Genomic DNA, 14,861 nt, shown 5'->3' with positions numbered 1-14,861 from the left:
ACGCGCCTCCCGAAACGCCACGCCGAAGATCGAGTTCGGGCCGTTAACCCCCGCGTGGTCGGGCAGACTCGAAGCAGGCCCGAAGCAAACCTCCCAGGAAGAGGGTGAGTCGTGTGGACCGCTGCATCGTCCTGGTGGACGCCGGGTATCTGCTGGGGGCCGCCGCGAGTCTCCTCGCGGGAGAGCCGTCGCGGTCCCGGATCACCGTCGACCACTCCGCCCTGATCCAGGGCCTGCGCGAACAGGCCGAGTCCGACACGGAACGGCCCCTGCTGCGCATCTACTGGTTCGACGGCGCCCCCGACCGCGTCCCCCAGCCCGAGCACCGCCGGCTGCGCGTGATGCCCCGGGTGACCGTCCGCCTGGGCGCCCTGACCCGCAGTGACGGCCGCTGGGCGCAGAAGGGCGTCGACGCCGCCATGCACGCCGAGCTGACCGAGCTGGCCCGCAACCGCGCCTGCTCCGACGTCGTCCTCGTCACCGGCGACGGTGACCTGCTGCCCGGCATGATGGCCGCCAAGGAGCACGGCGTCGCCGTCCACCTGTGGGCCGTGCAGGCCGCCGACGGCGACTACAACCAGTCCGAGGACCTGGTCGCCGAGGCCGACGAACGGCGCGTCCTGGACCGTACGTGGATCACCAAGGCCGTACGCGCCAAGGACCTCGGCGGGATCTGCGCGCCACCGCCCGCGCCCCGGCCCGAGATCGCCGCGATCCTCTCCGCGCCGCTGCCCGACTCCGGGCTCGGCCCCGCGGACGGGCACACGACCGAGGACGGCGAGCACGCTCCCACGACCTCGTCGGCCGACGGCGACGCCCCGCGGGACCGGGTCCCCGCGCCCAAGGGCGTCCCCACCCCGAAGGACCTCGCCGCACTGCGCGCGCCCGGCGCCCAGGCCGTCCAGCACCCCGCGACCGCCACCCTGCGCTGGTCCTCCGACAAGGGCTGGGTCGACCGGCCCGGCGTCGCGGCCGAGCCCTCCGAGGCCGCCTCCATGCCCACGCTCGCCCAGCTCACCACGGCCGAGCAGCGGTGGGCCGACCGCGAGGAGGACATCACCACCGTCGGCGGCGACCCGTACGAGGTGGGGCAGGTCTTCGCCCGGCGGTGGATGGAGCGCCTCGGCGACCAGAGCCGCCTGCAGAAGCTGTCCGGGATGTATCCGCGGATCCCGCACCGCATCGACGGAGAGCTGCTGCGGTACGCGGCCCGCTTCGGGCTGCTCGCACACAAGGACGACCAGATCGACGAGCACGACCGTTACGCCATCCGGGCGGGCTTCTGGCGGGAGATCGACGTGCGGGCGGCCGCCGAGCACGCGCCCGCGACGGACTGAGACGGGCGCTCCCGACGCCCCCGACGGCGAGCGGGGGGCGCCGACCCCGTAGTCTCGTCCCTTGTGAGTACGCGCGCGGCACCGGCAATTCGGCACAGGGGCGAGGTCGTGTGTGCCGTGCGCGGCCTGACCAAGACCTATCCGGCCGTACGCGGCCGGCGCGGCACCCCCGCGACACCCGAGGTGCGCGCCACCGACGACGTACGTCTGGACGTCCGGCGCGGTGAGATCTTCGGCCTGCTCGGGCCGAACGGGGCCGGCAAGTCCACCCTGGTCCGGCAGGTGACCGGGCTGATGCGGCCGGACACGGGCAGCGTGGAGATCCTCGGGCACGACATCGTGCGCCACCCGGAGCGGGCCGCGCGCATCCTCGCCTACCTCGGCCAGGAGTCCACCGCCCTCGACGAACTCACCGTCTCCCTCGCCGCCGAGACCACCGGACGCCTGCGCGGCCTCGACGTACGGCGGGCACGCCGGGAGCGGGACGCCGTGCTGGACGAACTCGGGCTCACCCCGATCGCCGGGCGGCCGCTGCGGAAGCTGTCCGGCGGACAGCGGCGGCTGGCCTGTTTCGCGACCGCGCTGGTGGGGGAGCGGCCCCTGCTGGTGCTGGACGAGCCGACCACGGGCATGGACCCCGTGGCCCGGCGGGCCGTGTGGGGCGCCGTGGACCGGCGGCGGGCCGAGCGCGGGACGACCGTGCTCCTCGTCACCCACAACGTCATCGAGGCCGAGACCGTGCTCGACCGGGTCGCCGTCCTCGACAAGGGCCGGGTCATCGCCTGTGACACGCCCGCCGGGCTCAAGGAGCAGGTCGCGGGCGAGGTACGGGTGGAGCTGGTGTGGCGGGAGCGGGCGCCGCTGGACGTGCCCGAGGTCGCCGCGCTGCGCGAGCGGGCCGTGGAGTCGGGGCGCCGCTGGACGCTGCGGCTGGCCCCCGAGGAGGCCCGCGCGGTCGTCGCCACCGTCACCGGCGGGGCCGCCTTCGCCGCCCTGGACGACTTCACCCTGGCCACGCCGAGCCTGGAGGACGTCTATCTGGCCCTGGGTGGCGCCGCGCTGCAAGGGCTGGTGAAGGTTTGAGCAAGGCAGCCATCGCATCCGTACCGAACAGGACGACTGACGGAGTGAACTCCGAGAGGGAGAGCAGCGCGACGTGAGTGTCGTACCCGCAGAGGTTCTGCCGGGCAGCGTCCTGGCCGTGGACGAGCAGCCGGTCCGCGCGGTGGCCGAGCTGGGGCCGCGCGCGCGGCTGTGGCCGTCTCTGGTGGCCGTGTACCGGGCGCAGCTGTCCCGTGCGCGCGTGGCGCGCATCCCCCTGCTGTTCGTGGCGACCTTCCAGTCGGTCGGCATCCTGATCATGATGCGCGGGGTCGTGGACGGGGGGAGGGAGGCGGAGGCCGTGGTGGCCGGCTCGGCGGTCCTCGTCGTCGCCTTCGTCGCGCTGAACCTGCTCGCGCAGTACTTCGGGCAGCTGCGGGCGAGCGGGGGGCTGGACCACTACGCGACCCTGCCGGTGCCGCCCGCCGCCGTGGTGCTGGGCGCGGCGGGCGCGTACGCGTCCTTCACCGTGCCGGGGACGCTGGTCACGGCCGTCTTCGGGTGCGTGCTGTTCGGGCTGCCGCTGACCCACCTGTGGATACTGGCGCTGGTGATCCCGCTGGCGGGAGCCGCGCTGTCCGGGCTCGGGGCGGCCTTCGGGCTGCTCGCGCCCAGGCCCGAGCTGGCCACCGTTCTGGGGCAGTTGGGCATGTCGGCGGCGCTGCTGCTGGGTGTGCTGCCGCCCGACCGGATGCCGGAACCGGTGCGCTTCACCCGTGACCTGCTGCCGTCGACGTACGGCGTCGAGGCGTTCGCGCGGACCTTCCGGGCCAGCCCCGACTGGGCGTTCGTCCTCGGTGACCTCGCGGTCTGCGCGGGCGTCGGCGTCGTGTCGCTGGCCGTCGCCACCTGGGCGTACCGCCGGGCCGCCGTCCGATGACGCGCCGCTCGGGCGGGCCTGGCACGATGTCAGGGTGACCGCACCGCTGACTCCCCCTCCGCCCCCGCACGAACCGTCCCCGCACGGCCCCTGGCCTCCGGCGCCGGGCGGGTACCCGGGGGTGGCCGCGCCCGACGCCGCCTACGGCCAGGGCGGACCCGGGATGAAGACCGAGCTGCGGGAAGCGGCCGTGGTCACGGTGCTGGTCGCGCTCGCCGGGGTGCTGCTCGGACTGCTGTGGGTGTGGCTCGCACCGCGCGTGCCGCTCGTCGGGGACGTCGTGGACGGCGAATGGGTCGTCTACTTCAAGGACACCGAGGGCGAGCAGGCCGTCGGCGTGGACGGCATGTTCACGCTGCTGGCCATGGCCTTCGGTGCCGTGAGCGCGCTGGCCGCTTTCGCGTGGCGGCGGCGCGGGAGCGTGCCCCTGGTCGTGGCGCTGGCCGTGGGCGGCCTGCTCGGCTCACTCGTGGCCTGGCGCCTCGGCGTCTGGCTCGGCTCCGTCGGCGACGTGCTCGCCCAGGCGAAGGCGGCGGGCCGGGGCGTCACGTTCTCGGCCCCCCTGAAGCTGGGCGCGAAGGGCGCGCTGCTGGCCTGGTCCGTGGCCGCACTGGTGGTGCACCTCGGCCTCACGGCCCTGTTCGGCCCGCGGGATCCCGAGGTGTACGGGCAGTACGGACCGTACGCGAAGCCGTACGAGGGCCCGACGGCGTAGGGGCGTCCGACCGCGTCCTGCTCTGGCGGGCGACCACTTCCTCGTCCGCTCCGGTAGGCCGGCCGATCGACCGGGCGACCTCGGCGTGGGCGAGGCACTCCACCCAGGAACAGAGCATCGCCACGCGTCCCTTTCACCACGCCGCCTCTTGGTGGGCCGGCCGGCGCGGCACGTTCTCCGTGGCGCCGGTGATCGAGGAGTCCGACCGCGTCCGACGGCGTCCGACGGCGTCCGACCGCGTCCCACCGGCTCCCTCGCGACCGGCAGGGGGCGGGGGCAGGGACCGGGGAGACCCGAACCGGTCGGCCGGGGCGGGCCGCCGTCCGCGGTTCAACGGCCCTTCACCACCCGCCACCCGCGGTCCGCGTCTCCTGCGATCCGCCGAGGCTCACGCACGCCCGATGGGAGCGAGGACCGCCTCGGTGAGCTTGGCGAGGTCCGTCGGGGACACTTCGACCTCCAGCCCGCGCCGGCCCGCCGACACGCAGATGGTGGCGTGGGCGCTCGCGGAGTCGTCGAGGACCGTGGGCAGCTTCTTGCGCTGGCCCAGCGGGGAGATGCCGCCGCGGACGTAGCCCGTGGTGCGTTCCGCCAGGGTCGGGTCCGCCATGGCCGCGCGCTTGCCGCCGACCGCCGACGCCAGCGCCTTCAGGTCCAGCGAGCCGGCGACCGGGACCACCGCCACGGTCAGGGTGCCGTCGACGTCCGCGACGAGGGTCTTGAAGACCCGGTCGGGGGAGACGCCCATCGCCTCGGCCGCCTCCTCGCCGTAGGAGGGGTGGCTCGGGTCGTGGTCGTAGGCGTGGACCGTGAAGTCCACGCCCGCCGTCGTGAGGGCGACGGTCGCGGGCGTGCCGCCGGGCTGCTGCTTCTTCGACTTCTTCGCCATCTTCGCTCTTCGGGCCTTCTGGGTGCGTCAGTTCAGACTCGTCGGCCCGCGCGTCAGGTCCGCCGCGGGCAGCGAGGGCAGGCTACGCAGGATGGCCGTCTCCGCGCGCAGCAGTGTCAGCTCGTCGCGCAGCCGGGAGGCGGTGTCCGGGGCCTGGAGCAGCCGCTGCTTGCTCGGGGTGTCGAGCATCATCGCGGCCGCCACCAGGTACGACACCACGGACGGCTCGTCCGGCAGGTCCGCCCCGGTGGTCAGTGAGCGTTCCCGGGCGCCCGCGAGCCGCTTCTGGTACTGGCGGAAGGCCCGCAGCACGCCCTCCGCGAGCGCGCCCGCCTCGTCGCCCGGCTCCTCCGGCAGCTCCTGCAACTCCGCCGTCAGGTACGGGCCCGACGCGTCCACGGACAGCAGGCGCACCCGGGTCGTGCCGGTCGCCAGGACCTCGAAGGTGCCGTCGGACCGCTCCCGGATCGTCGCCGCGTCGGCGACACACCCGACCCCGTGGAACGACTTGGCCGGGTCGTCGCCGAAGCCGGCCGCCGGCCCGCGCCGGGGCAGCGCCGTGGGGTCGGGCATGCCCGGCGCGCTGGGCGCCACCTCGTGGCCGTCGCGGATCGCCACGACGGCGAACCGGCGCGGTTCCTCCTCGGGCGACTTGAGCAGATCGCGCATCATGGCGCGATAGCGCTCCTCGAAGACGTTGAGCGGGAGGACGAGCCCCGGGAACAGCACCGAGTTCAGGGGGAAGAGCGGCAGCCGGACGGTGGTCACGGCGCAGAAGCCTAGTGGTCCCCGGGGTACGTCTGTTCCCCGTGACCATTCCGTGGATGCCCCAGGGACTGCCCGGACGGTCCGGAGCACACGCCCGCGCGCACCGCCAGGAAGTGCCCCAGCGGGTCGTCCGACAGCCGCCCCCAGGGGAAGGACGTCGCGTACGGGCCGATCAGACGCAGCTGGACGAGGGCTTCCTCGCGGCGGTCCAGGCGGGCCAGGACGTACGTCAGCAGGTTGCGGATCTCGGCGGGCCAGGGGTCGGACGCCGGGAAGCGGGCGGAGAGGTCGATCGCCCGGTCGGCGGCCGCGTCGAGGCGTTCGCGCGGCACCTCGGGCCCGCAGCCGTCGGTGAGGTAGGCGAAGGTCGCCCGTACCGGCAGGGCCTGCACGAGGGAGCCCGCGGGGGCGTCCTGCGCGGCCCGGTCGGCGAAGTCGAAGCACTCGCGGTGGGAGCCGTGCCAGGACTCGGCCAGATAGCGCTTGGCGGCCACGTGGCAGCCGTAGTGGTGCGGGGCGCGGCGGACCGCGGCCGCCCACAGCTCCTGGAAGTACGTGTGTCCGGCGTTCGCCCCGCGCGCGTGGTCCAGGGCGATCCGCCACGGCACCGGGTCGCGGACGTCGCTCTGCGCGGCCGCCGTGATCAGCGGGCTGACCTCGCGCAGCAGCTCGGCCCGGGCGGGCGACCGCCAGGCCCGGTCCACCGCGAGCTGGGCGGCGACCAGCAGGACGTCCGGGTCGCGCGGGGCGGCGGCGCGCCACTCCTCGAACCATTCCGGACGCGAGCCCGCGAAGGACGCCAGGCGCAGGGCGTACCGGTCGCGGTACTCCCACTCGGCCCGCTCGCGGGTGCCGGCCAGCAGCTCCGCGGCGGTCTCGTACCCGCCCCGCCCGGCCGCGACCAGCGCGGGTCCGAGGCGGTCGTCGGGCACGTCGAGGAGCACCTCGTCGTCGGCCGGGAGCCCTGCGACGGGGTGGGGGGCGGCGGTCCGTGCCTGCCGGGACGTGACCGTCCGGGAGGCGCGGATGAAGGGGGGCAGCAGAGCCATGGTTTTGCCATTGAAAAGCCGCAGGTCCACGAATGCCAGAGGGCAGGGCGAACCTGTGGAAAGTTGTACGCCGCCGAGTCAAGGACAGGTAAAAGGTAACTGTTCGACAACTGTTCGCGGCCGTGGGCGGCGCCCCCTCCGGTGGATCTCCTCCCCGGGCGCCTCTCCCGCCCCCGCCGTCAGCTGCGCCGCAGCAGCCGGGTCGTGCCCGCCGCCACCGTCGTCGCCAGGACCCAGCCCAGCAGGATCATCGCCGTCTGCACCCACTGCCAGCCGCCGTGCAGCCGCCACTGGCCGGCCTGCCCCAGGTCGATCACCGGCAACAGCAGATCGAGGGCGAAGAGAGCCGGGTTCCAGGGCGGGTGCCCCTCACGGTTGACGGGCGGATGGTCGGCGTGCGTGAAGGCCAGGGTGCTCGCCGCCCACAGCACCGCCATCCACACCGCGGCCCGGCCCGGCCGGTAGCCGTAGGCGACCGTCCAGTCCTGCGCGTACCCCCAGAGCTTCGCGGCCGGCGGCAGGGTCTCGCGGCGCCGGCGCTGCTTGGCGAGCAGCACCTCGCGGGCGTCCTCGTCCTCCCCGCCGGCCCGCAGCACCGCCGCCAGCCGCTCGTACGGCTCCGGGTTGTACTCGGCGGTCGCGGCGGCCACCCACTCCAGCCGCTCCTCCAGCGGGAACGGGCCCTGCGGCACCAGATTCTCGTACGCGAAGCCCCCCATGTGCAGGTTGCCCGGGGCCGGCCAGGCGCTCGCGCGGTCCACCAGGTTGACCACCCGGGCGCCCGACAGCACCACCTTGCCGCGCTGCGGATGCTCCCCGAGGAAGCGCAGCTCGGGCGTCTGCACCCGGCGCAGCGACAGCTCCTGGTCGTCGGTGAAGGCGAACCGGGCCCGCTCCAGGTCGACGGCGTCCCCGAACCGCCCGTCGTCCAGCCGCACCCCGCCCCGGCACTCGAAGCGCTGGACGCGCGTCCCGCGCGCGGGCGTCGTACCGCTCAGCGCCAGGCCGCCGACGCCGGCCGGGGTCAGGTACAGGGAGCGTTCCACGGTCAGCTGGGGCGCGTTCAGCGCGAACCGGGTGTACGGGTTGGCCAGCCGGGCCCCGCGCAGGCTCAGCGACACGCCGATCTTGGCGCTGCGCAGCCTCAGCTCGCCGTGCGACTCCAGCATCTCCGCCTGGAGGTCCTGGCCGACGGTCAGGCCGTCGGCGGAGATCGAGCGGCCGGTGCGGTCGCGGTAGACGATCGCCTGGTTGAGCAGCAGGTCCGTGCCGATGTGCGCGTCGGTGAGCCGGACGCCGTTGTGGAAGCGGCAGCGGGGCAGGTGCAGGTCGCCCTCCGTCTGGAGCCGGGCCGCCTCCAGCCGCGGCACCGAGCAGTCCACCATGCGCACGGTCGTCACCCGCGCCTCCGGCAGCAGCACGTCCCGCTCGAACCGGCAGCGCTTCAGCTCGACGTACGGCTCTACCGTGCCGCCCGCGAGGTCGAGCGTGCCGCTGATCTGCACGCCGACGAGCTTGAGCGAGGACACCCGGCCCGCGAGCGCGGGCGGCCCGTCCAACAGCAGCCAGGCCACGATCCGCGCCCGCACGCTGCGCGCCTCGCCCCAGGGATGCCCGCCGTGCGGATCGTCGACGACGGTGTCCCCGCTGCTCAGGTCGTACACACTGCCGTTGCGGAAGGCCTGCCACATGCCGGCCTCGGCGGCGGTCAGGTCGTCCGGCAGGTCCCCGGCGTGGAAGCCGGCCCCCTCCGTCACGCTGTTCGGTCCCTTCGCTCGCGCCCGGGTCTCGCCACCCGTTCATGCCCGTTGGGTGACGTCCCGAACGCCAACCGTGCTGTGCCTTCCGGGGGACACCCTCCAGGACCCCCTGAGCCTTCGAATCCGGCCACGTTCTGTATCAGCCATTGATACGTGCGGACGACGTCCGATGCCGGTCTGAGAGAATTGACGACGTGATCTCCCGAATCGATCTGCGCGGCGACGCCCTCCCCGAGGGCCCCGCCCTGCGCGACCTGCTGCCCCGAGCCGACTTCGACGTTCAGACCGCCCTCGAGAAGGTGCGTCCGATCTGCGAAGCCGTGCATCATCGGGGCGACGCGGCGCTGATCGACTTCGCCGAGAAGTTCGACGGGGTCAGGCTCGACCAGGTGCGGGTGCCCGCCGCGGCCCTCGCCCGCGCCCTGGAGGAACTCGACCCGGCCGTGCGCGCGGCCCTGGAGGAGTCCATCCGCCGCGCCCGTCTCGTCCACCGCGAGCAGCGCCGTACGACCCACACGACCCAGGTCGTGCCCGGCGGTTCCGTGACCGAGAAATGGGTTCCGGTCGAGCGCGTCGGGCTCTACGCTCCCGGCGGCCGGTCGGTCTACCCGTCCTCCGTGGTCATGAACGTCGTGCCCGCGCAGGAGGCCGGCGTCGAGTCCATCGCGCTCGCCTCGCCGGCGCAGGCCGAGTTCGGCGGGCTGCCGCACCCGACGATCCTCGCCGCCTGCGCGCTGCTCGGCGTCGACGAGGTCTACGCGGCCGGCGGCGCGACCGCGGTCGCGATGTTCGCGTACGGCACCGAGTCCTGCCCGCCCGCCACCATGGTCACCGGACCCGGCAACATCTGGGTCGCCGCCGCCAAGCGCTACTTCACCGGCAAGATCGGCATCGACGCCGAGGCCGGCCCCACCGAGATCGCGGTCCTCGCGGACGCCACGGCCGACCCGGTGCACGTCGCCTCCGACCTGATCAGCCAGGCCGAGCACGACCCGCTGGCCGCCGCCGTCCTGGTCACGGACTCCGTCGAGCTGGCGGACGCCGTCGAGAAGGAGCTCCAGCCGCAGGTCGCGGCCACCAGGCACATCGACGACCGGATCGTCCCGGCACTCAAGGGCAAGCAGTCCGCGATCGTGCTCGTCGACGGCGTCGACGAGGGCCTCCGGGTCGTCGACGCGTACGGCGCGGAACACCTGGAGATCCAGACGGCGGACGCGGCCGCCGTGGCCGACCGGGTGAGGAACGCCGGCGCGATCTTCATCGGACCGTGGGCGCCCGTCTCCCTCGGCGACTACGCGGCCGGGTCCAACCACGTCCTGCCCACGGGCGGCTGCGCCTGCCACTCCTCCGGCCTGTCCGTCCAGTCCTTCCTGCGCGGCATCCACATCGTCGACTACACGCGGGAGGCGCTGGCCGAGGTCGCGCACCACGTGGTGACGCTGGCGGAGGCGGAGGACCTGCCCGCGCACGGCGCGGCGATCAAGGCAAGGTTCGGGTGGAAGGTACCGACGAGCAAGTGAGCTTCGGAATCGACGATCTCCCCGTACGGGACGAGCTGCGCGGCAAGTCCCCCTACGGCGCGCCCCAGTTGGACGTCCCCGTACGGCTGAACACCAACGAGAACCCCTACCCGCTGCCCGAGCCGCTGGTCGAGCGGATCGCGGAGCGGGTGCGCGAGGCGGCCCGTCACCTCAACCGCTACCCGGACCGGGACGCCGTCGAGCTGCGCACCCGGCTCGCCGCGTACCTGACCGACACCTCCGGTCACGAGGTCGGCCCGGCCAACGTCTGGGCGGCGAACGGCTCCAACGAGGTCATCCAGCAGCTGCTGCAGACCTTCGGCGGGCCCGGCCGCAGCGCGATCGGCTTCGAGCCGTCGTACTCGATGCACGGGCTCATCGCGCGCGGCACCGGGACCGGCTGGATCTCCGGTCCCCGCCACGAGGACTTCACCATCGACCTGGCGGCTGCCGAGAAGGCGATCGCGGAACACCGGCCGGACGTCGTCTTCATCACCACCCCCAACAACCCCACCGGTACCGCCGTCCCGTCCGGGACCGTCATCGCGCTGTACGAGGCCGCGCAGGCGGCGAAGCCGTCCATGGTGATCGTGGACGAGGCGTACGTCGAGTTCAGTCACGGCGACTCGCTCCTGCCGCTGCTCGAAGGTCGGCCGAATCTCGTCGTCTCGCGGACGATGTCGAAGGCCTTCGGCGCGGCCGGCCTGCGCCTCGGCTACCTCGCCGCGCACCCGGCGGTCGTGGACGCCGTCCAGCTCGTCCGGCTGCCCTACCACCTCTCGGCCGTCACCCAGGCGACCGCGCTGGCCGCCCTGGAGCACACCGACACGCTGCTGAAGTACGTCGAGCAGCTGAAGGCCGAGCGGGACCGGCTGGTAACCGAGCTGCTCGCGGCCGGCTACGAGGTGACCGCCTCGGACGCCAACTTCGTGCAGTTCGGGCGCTTCACCGACGCCCACGCCGTCTGGCGGAAGATCCTCGACCGGGGCGTCCTGGTCCGGGACAACGGCGTGCCCGGCTGGCTGCGGGTCACCGCCGGCACCCCCGAAGAGAACGACGCGTTCCTCGACGCGGTCCGTGACATCAAGAAGGAGCAGGGTTCATGAACCGCGTGGGACGCGTGGAGCGAGTGACGAAAGAGACCTCGGTCCTCGTCGAGATCGATCTCGACGGGTCCGGCAAGGTCGACGTGTCGACGGGCGTCGGCTTCTACGACCACATGCTCGACCAGCTCGGCCGGCACGGTCTGTTCGACCTCACCGTGAAGACCGAGGGCGACCTGCACATCGACTCGCACCACACCATCGAGGACACCGCCCTCGCGCTGGGCGCCGCCTTCAAGCAGGCCCTCGGCGACAAGGTGGGCATCTACCGCTTCGGCAACTGCACGGTCCCGCTGGACGAGTCCCTCGCCCAGGTCACCGTCGACCTGTCCGGCCGCCCCTACCTCGTGCACACCGAGCCCGAGAACATGGCGCCGATGATCGGCGAGTACGACACCACGATGACCCGGCACATCCTGGAGTCCTTCGTCGCCCAGGCGCAGGTCGCGCTGCACGTGCACGTGCCCTACGGGCGCAACGCGCACCACATCGTGGAGTGCCAGTTCAAGGCGCTGGCGCGGGCGCTGCGGTACGCGTCCGAGCGCGACCCGCGCGCCGCCGGCATCCTGCCGTCCACGAAGGGCGCGCTGTGACCGGCCTGTCGACCGTCCTCATCGTCGTCGGCCTCTTCCTCGTCGGCGGCATCATCTCCTTCGTCAAGCAGGAGATGCCCAAGAGCCTGATCGTGCTGCTCTCGATCGGCGCCGCGATGTGTCTCGTCGCGGGCGTCATGCGGCTGGAGGTGTGGAATTGAACGCCGCTTCCAAGAAGGTAGTCGTCTTCGACTACGGCTTCGGCAACGTCCGTTCCGCCGAGCGTGCCCTGGCGCGCACCGGGGCCGACGTCGAGATCACCCGTGACTTCGACCGGGCCATGAACGCCGACGGCCTGCTGGTGCCGGGCGTCGGCGCCTTCGCCGCCTGCATGAAGGGCCTGCGCGACGCGCGCGGCGACTGGATCATCGACCGGAGGCTGTCCGGCGGCCGCCCGGTGATGGGCATCTGCGTCGGCATGCAGATCCTGTTCGCGCGGGGCATCGAGCACGGCGTGGAGACCGAGGGCCTCGACGAGTGGCCCGGCGCGGTCGAGCCGCTCCAGGCCGAGATCGTCCCCCACATGGGCTGGAACACCGTGGACGCCCCGGCCGACTCCGAGCTGTTCGCCGGCCTGGACGCGGACGCGCGCTTCTACTTCGTGCACTCCTACGCCGTCCACGACTGGTCCCTCGAAGTGCACAACCCGACCATGCACGCCCCCAGGGTGACCTGGTCGACGCACGGCAAGCCGTTCGTGGCCGCCGTGGAGAACGGCCCCCTGTGGGCCACGCAGTTCCACCCCGAGAAGTCCGGCGACGCCGGAGCCCAGCTCCTCACCAACTGGATCGGAACCCTGTGAGCAAGCTCGAACTCCTCCCCGCCGTCGACGTCCGCGACGGCCAGGCCGTCCGCCTCGTCCACGGCGAGTCCGGCACCGAGACCTCCTACGGCTCCCCCCTGGAGGCCGCCCTCGCCTGGCAGCGGGCCGGCGCCGAGTGGCTGCACCTGGTCGACCTGGACGCCGCGTTCGGCACCGGGAACAACCGGGACCTGATCGCCGAGGTCACCGGGGCGATGGACATCAAGGTGGAGCTGTCCGGCGGCATCCGCGACGACGACACCCTCGCCGCCGCCCTCGCCACCGGCTGCACCCGGGTCAACCTCGGCACGGCCGCCCTGGAGACCCCCGAGTGGGTCGCCGAGGTCATCGCCCGGCACGGCGACAGGATCGCCGTCGGCCTCGACGTCCGCGGCACCACCCTGCGCGGCCGCGGCTGGACCCGCGACGGCGGCGACCTCTACGAGACGCTGGAGCGCCTCGACAAGGAGGGCTGCGCGCGCTACGTGGTGACCGACATCGCCAAGGACGGCACCCTCCAGGGCCCGAACCTGGAACTGCTGAAGAACGTCTGCGCCGCGACGGACCGCCCGGTCGTGGCCTCCGGTGGCGTGTCGTCCCTCGACGACCTGCGGGCCATCGCCGAGCTGGTGCCCCTCGGTGTCGAGGGCGCCATCGTCGGGAAGGCGCTGTACGCGAAGGCGTTCACCCTGGAAGAGGCCTTGGAGGCTGTGTCGTCATGACGTCCGGAGCCGTACGGCGTGTGCAGAGCGGGAATCCCTGGGAAGAGACTTTCGGTTTCGCACGCGCCGTCGCGGCCGGCGACCGTGTGCTGGTGGCGGGCACGACGGCCTTCAAGGGCGACGTGCTGTACGGGGAGGGCGACCCGTACGAGCAGGCCAAGGTGGCCTTCACCAGCGCGCTCGAGGCGATCGCCGAGTTCGGGCTCGGGCCCGAGTCGGTGATCAGGACCCGGATGTACCTGGCGCATCCGCGGGACGTCGACGAGGTGGGCCGGGCCCACAAGGAGCTCTTCGACGCCGTGCGCCCGGCCGCGACCCTGCTGATCGTGGAGGGCTTCATCGACCCGCGCGTCCTGGTCTCAGTGGAATTGGAAGCATTCAGAGGAGCCGTGAAGTCATGACCCTGGCGGTCCGAGTCATCCCCTGCCTGGACGTGGACAACGGCCGGGTCGTCAAGGGCGTCAACTTCCAGAACCTGCGCGACGCCGGCGACCCCGTCGAGATGGCGAAGGTGTACGACGCCGAGGGCGCCGACGAACTGACGTTCCTGGACATCACCGCCTCGTCGGGCAACCGCGAGACGACGTACGACGTGGTGCGCCGCACCGCCGAGCAGGTGTTCATCCCGCTCACCGTCGGCGGCGGGGTGCGCACCCCCGAGGACGTGGACAAGCTGCTGCGGGCCGGCGCCGACAAGGTGGGCGTCAACACGGCGGCGATCGCCCGCCCGGAGCTGATCAGGGAGATCGCCGAGCGCTTCGGCAGCCAGGTGCTGGTGCTGTCGGTCGACGCCCGCCGCACCGAGTCCGGCTCCTTCGAGGTGACGACCCACGGCGGCCGCAAGGGCACCGGCATCGACGCCGTCGAGTGGGCGCACCGGGCCGCCGAGCTGGGCGCGGGCGAGATCCTGCTGAACTCGATGGACGCGGACGGCACCAAGGACGGCTACGACCTGGAGATGATCACCGCCGTCCGCAAGCACGTCACGGTCCCGGTGATCGCCTCCGGCGGGGCCGGCAGGCTCGCCGACTTCCCGCCGGCCGTCGACGCGGGCGCGGACGCCGTCCTGGCCGCCTCCGTCTTCCACTTCGGCGATCTCCGGATCGGCGAGGTGAAGCAGGCGCTGCGCGAGGCGGGGCACCCCGTGCGGTGACGCCTCGACGAGCCGAGGCGGACCTCGGTCGGCCGAAGGCAGGCCCCGGTCACCTCGGTGGCCGGGGCCCACTCATGGGCAGGCCGCGTCACCTCGGTCTCCACGGCCGCGTCACCTCGGTCTCCACCCTGGTCGGCTTCGGCGTCGCGCCGCTCACCTTCCCGGTGGTCGCTGGGCCGTCGCGGGCGGCGCACCGGGGTCGCTGGGCCGTCGCGGGTGGCACACCGGTCCGGATGCCGCCGGCCCCGCCGGGTGCGTGGTCCTTCGGCTGTCCGCGGGGGCTTGGTGCGCCGGGTGTTCCGGGATTGCGCCTCCGGGTGGTCCGCAGGCTACGCCGCGTGGTCCTTCGGCTGTCCGTAGGGGCTTGGTGCGCCGGGTGGTCCGGGGACTGCGCCTCCGGGTGGTCCGCAGGCCACGCCGCGTGGTCCTACGGCTGTCCGCAGGTGCCCGGGAACTCCGCCCCCGGCAC

The 14,861-nt window shown here is 73.3% G+C and carries 16 protein-coding genes; 12 read left to right on the top strand and 4 right to left on the bottom strand.

The genetic code is table 11. The annotated features are described in order from the left end of the window. Positions 1 to 113: 113 nt before the first annotated feature. The 4 genes from ACF1A1_RS01710 (at position 114) to ACF1A1_RS01695 (ending at position 4,033) form a co-directional block, all read left to right on the top strand. A complete protein-coding gene (locus ACF1A1_RS01710) occupies positions 114 to 1,337 on the top strand; it encodes an NYN domain-containing protein (protein ID WP_391644316.1) in 1,224 nt (407 codons plus the stop codon). A 108-nt stretch (positions 1,338 to 1,445) separates the two neighbouring features. Then, complete coding sequence (locus tag ACF1A1_RS01705) at positions 1,446 to 2,420, top strand: ABC transporter ATP-binding protein (protein WP_391644314.1); 975 nt, start codon at positions 1,446 to 1,448, stop codon at positions 2,418 to 2,420. A 73-nt stretch (positions 2,421 to 2,493) separates the two neighbouring features. After that, complete coding sequence (locus ACF1A1_RS01700) at positions 2,494 to 3,318, top strand: ABC transporter permease (protein ID WP_391644312.1); 825 nt, start codon at positions 2,494 to 2,496, stop codon at positions 3,316 to 3,318. Between the two features lie 34 nt (positions 3,319 to 3,352). Beyond that, positions 3,353 to 4,033, top strand: a complete 681-nt coding sequence (locus ACF1A1_RS01695; RefSeq protein ID WP_391644310.1) for an AAA family ATPase — start codon at positions 3,353 to 3,355, stop codon at positions 4,031 to 4,033. Positions 4,034 to 4,421: 388 nt separating this feature from the next. Here the strand turns inward: ACF1A1_RS01695 and ybaK are convergent, their stop codons facing one another. The 4 genes from ybaK to ACF1A1_RS01675 all read right to left on the bottom strand — a co-directional run bounded on the left by ybaK (position 4,422) and on the right by ACF1A1_RS01675 (position 8,496). Then, complete coding sequence (ybaK, locus tag ACF1A1_RS01690; protein WP_391644308.1) at positions 4,422 to 4,922, bottom strand: Cys-tRNA(Pro) deacylase; 501 nt, start codon at positions 4,920 to 4,922, stop codon at positions 4,422 to 4,424. 27 nt (positions 4,923 to 4,949) lie between these two features. After that, positions 4,950 to 5,690 carry an LON peptidase substrate-binding domain-containing protein gene (locus tag ACF1A1_RS01685; protein WP_391644306.1) on the bottom strand — a complete coding sequence of 247 codons (741 nt, stop codon included), beginning with the start codon at positions 5,688 to 5,690 and terminating at the stop codon, positions 4,950 to 4,952. 11 nt (positions 5,691 to 5,701) lie between these two features. After that, complete coding sequence (locus ACF1A1_RS01680) at positions 5,702 to 6,739, bottom strand: hypothetical protein (RefSeq protein WP_391644304.1); 1,038 nt, start codon at positions 6,737 to 6,739, stop codon at positions 5,702 to 5,704. 179 nt (positions 6,740 to 6,918) lie between these two features. Then, complete coding sequence (locus ACF1A1_RS01675; RefSeq protein ID WP_391644302.1) at positions 6,919 to 8,496, bottom strand: oxidoreductase; 1,578 nt, start codon at positions 8,494 to 8,496, stop codon at positions 6,919 to 6,921. Positions 8,497 to 8,693: 197 nt separating this feature from the next. Here ACF1A1_RS01675 and hisD point away from each other — a divergent pair, with 197 nt between their 5' ends. The 8 genes from hisD to hisF are packed head-to-tail and all read left to right on the top strand — an operon-like array spanning position 8,694 to position 14,392. Further along, positions 8,694 to 10,019 carry a histidinol dehydrogenase gene (gene hisD / locus ACF1A1_RS01670; protein ID WP_391644300.1) on the top strand — a complete coding sequence of 442 codons (1,326 nt, stop codon included), beginning with the start codon at positions 8,694 to 8,696 and terminating at the stop codon, positions 10,017 to 10,019. After that, a complete protein-coding gene (locus ACF1A1_RS01665; RefSeq protein WP_391644298.1) occupies positions 10,016 to 11,125 on the top strand; it encodes a histidinol-phosphate transaminase in 1,110 nt (369 codons plus the stop codon). Before hisD ends, ACF1A1_RS01665 begins: the two co-directional genes overlap by 4 nt. Further along, positions 11,122 to 11,715: an imidazoleglycerol-phosphate dehydratase HisB gene (gene hisB / locus ACF1A1_RS01660; protein WP_391644296.1), complete on the top strand. Its 594-nt coding sequence runs from the start codon at positions 11,122 to 11,124 to the stop codon at positions 11,713 to 11,715. Before ACF1A1_RS01665 ends, hisB begins: the two co-directional genes overlap by 4 nt. Continuing rightward, on the top strand, positions 11,712 to 11,876 hold the full coding sequence (locus tag ACF1A1_RS01655) for a hypothetical protein (RefSeq protein ID WP_391644294.1): 165 nt from the start codon (positions 11,712 to 11,714) through the stop codon (positions 11,874 to 11,876). The genes hisB and ACF1A1_RS01655 overlap by 4 nt, the downstream gene beginning before the upstream one ends. Further along, positions 11,867 to 12,517: an imidazole glycerol phosphate synthase subunit HisH gene (hisH, locus tag ACF1A1_RS01650; RefSeq protein WP_391644292.1), complete on the top strand. Its 651-nt coding sequence runs from the start codon at positions 11,867 to 11,869 to the stop codon at positions 12,515 to 12,517. The genes ACF1A1_RS01655 and hisH overlap by 10 nt, the downstream gene beginning before the upstream one ends. Then, positions 12,514 to 13,239 (top strand): bifunctional 1-(5-phosphoribosyl)-5-((5-phosphoribosylamino)methylideneamino)imidazole-4-carboxamide isomerase/phosphoribosylanthranilate isomerase PriA, encoded by a 726-nt coding sequence (priA, locus tag ACF1A1_RS01645; RefSeq protein ID WP_391644290.1) that lies wholly within the window; start codon positions 12,514 to 12,516, stop codon positions 13,237 to 13,239. Before hisH ends, priA begins: the two co-directional genes overlap by 4 nt. Then, positions 13,236 to 13,640 carry a RidA family protein gene (locus tag ACF1A1_RS01640; protein WP_391644288.1) on the top strand — a complete coding sequence of 135 codons (405 nt, stop codon included), beginning with the start codon at positions 13,236 to 13,238 and terminating at the stop codon, positions 13,638 to 13,640. Before priA ends, ACF1A1_RS01640 begins: the two co-directional genes overlap by 4 nt. After that, positions 13,637 to 14,392, top strand: a complete 756-nt coding sequence (gene hisF / locus ACF1A1_RS01635; protein WP_391644286.1) for an imidazole glycerol phosphate synthase subunit HisF — start codon at positions 13,637 to 13,639, stop codon at positions 14,390 to 14,392. Before ACF1A1_RS01640 ends, hisF begins: the two co-directional genes overlap by 4 nt. The last annotated feature ends 469 nt before the right edge of the window (positions 14,393 to 14,861 follow it).

Source organism: Streptomyces sp. NPDC014995, from assembly GCF_043080745.1.
In the GTDB taxonomy this organism is placed as follows: Bacteria; Actinomycetota; Actinomycetes; order Streptomycetales; family Streptomycetaceae; genus Streptomyces.
This window is presented reverse-complemented; position numbering and strand designations above follow the sequence as displayed.

Bases quoted from the DNA above. Each gene is read 5' to 3' on its own strand.
- ybaK (WP_391644308.1), bottom strand. From the start codon at position 4,922: ATGGCGAAGAAGTCGAAGAAGCAGCAGCCCGGCGGCACGCCCGCGACC.
- ACF1A1_RS01680 (WP_391644304.1), bottom strand. From the start codon at position 6,739: ATGGCTCTGCTGCCCCCCTTCATCCGCGCCTCCCGGACGGTCACGTCC.
- hisB (WP_391644296.1), top strand. From the start codon at position 11,122: ATGAACCGCGTGGGACGCGTGGAGCGAGTGACGAAAGAGACCTCGGTC.
- ACF1A1_RS01640 (WP_391644288.1), top strand. From the start codon at position 13,236: ATGACGTCCGGAGCCGTACGGCGTGTGCAGAGCGGGAATCCCTGGGAA.
- hisF (WP_391644286.1), top strand. From the start codon at position 13,637: ATGACCCTGGCGGTCCGAGTCATCCCCTGCCTGGACGTGGACAACGGC.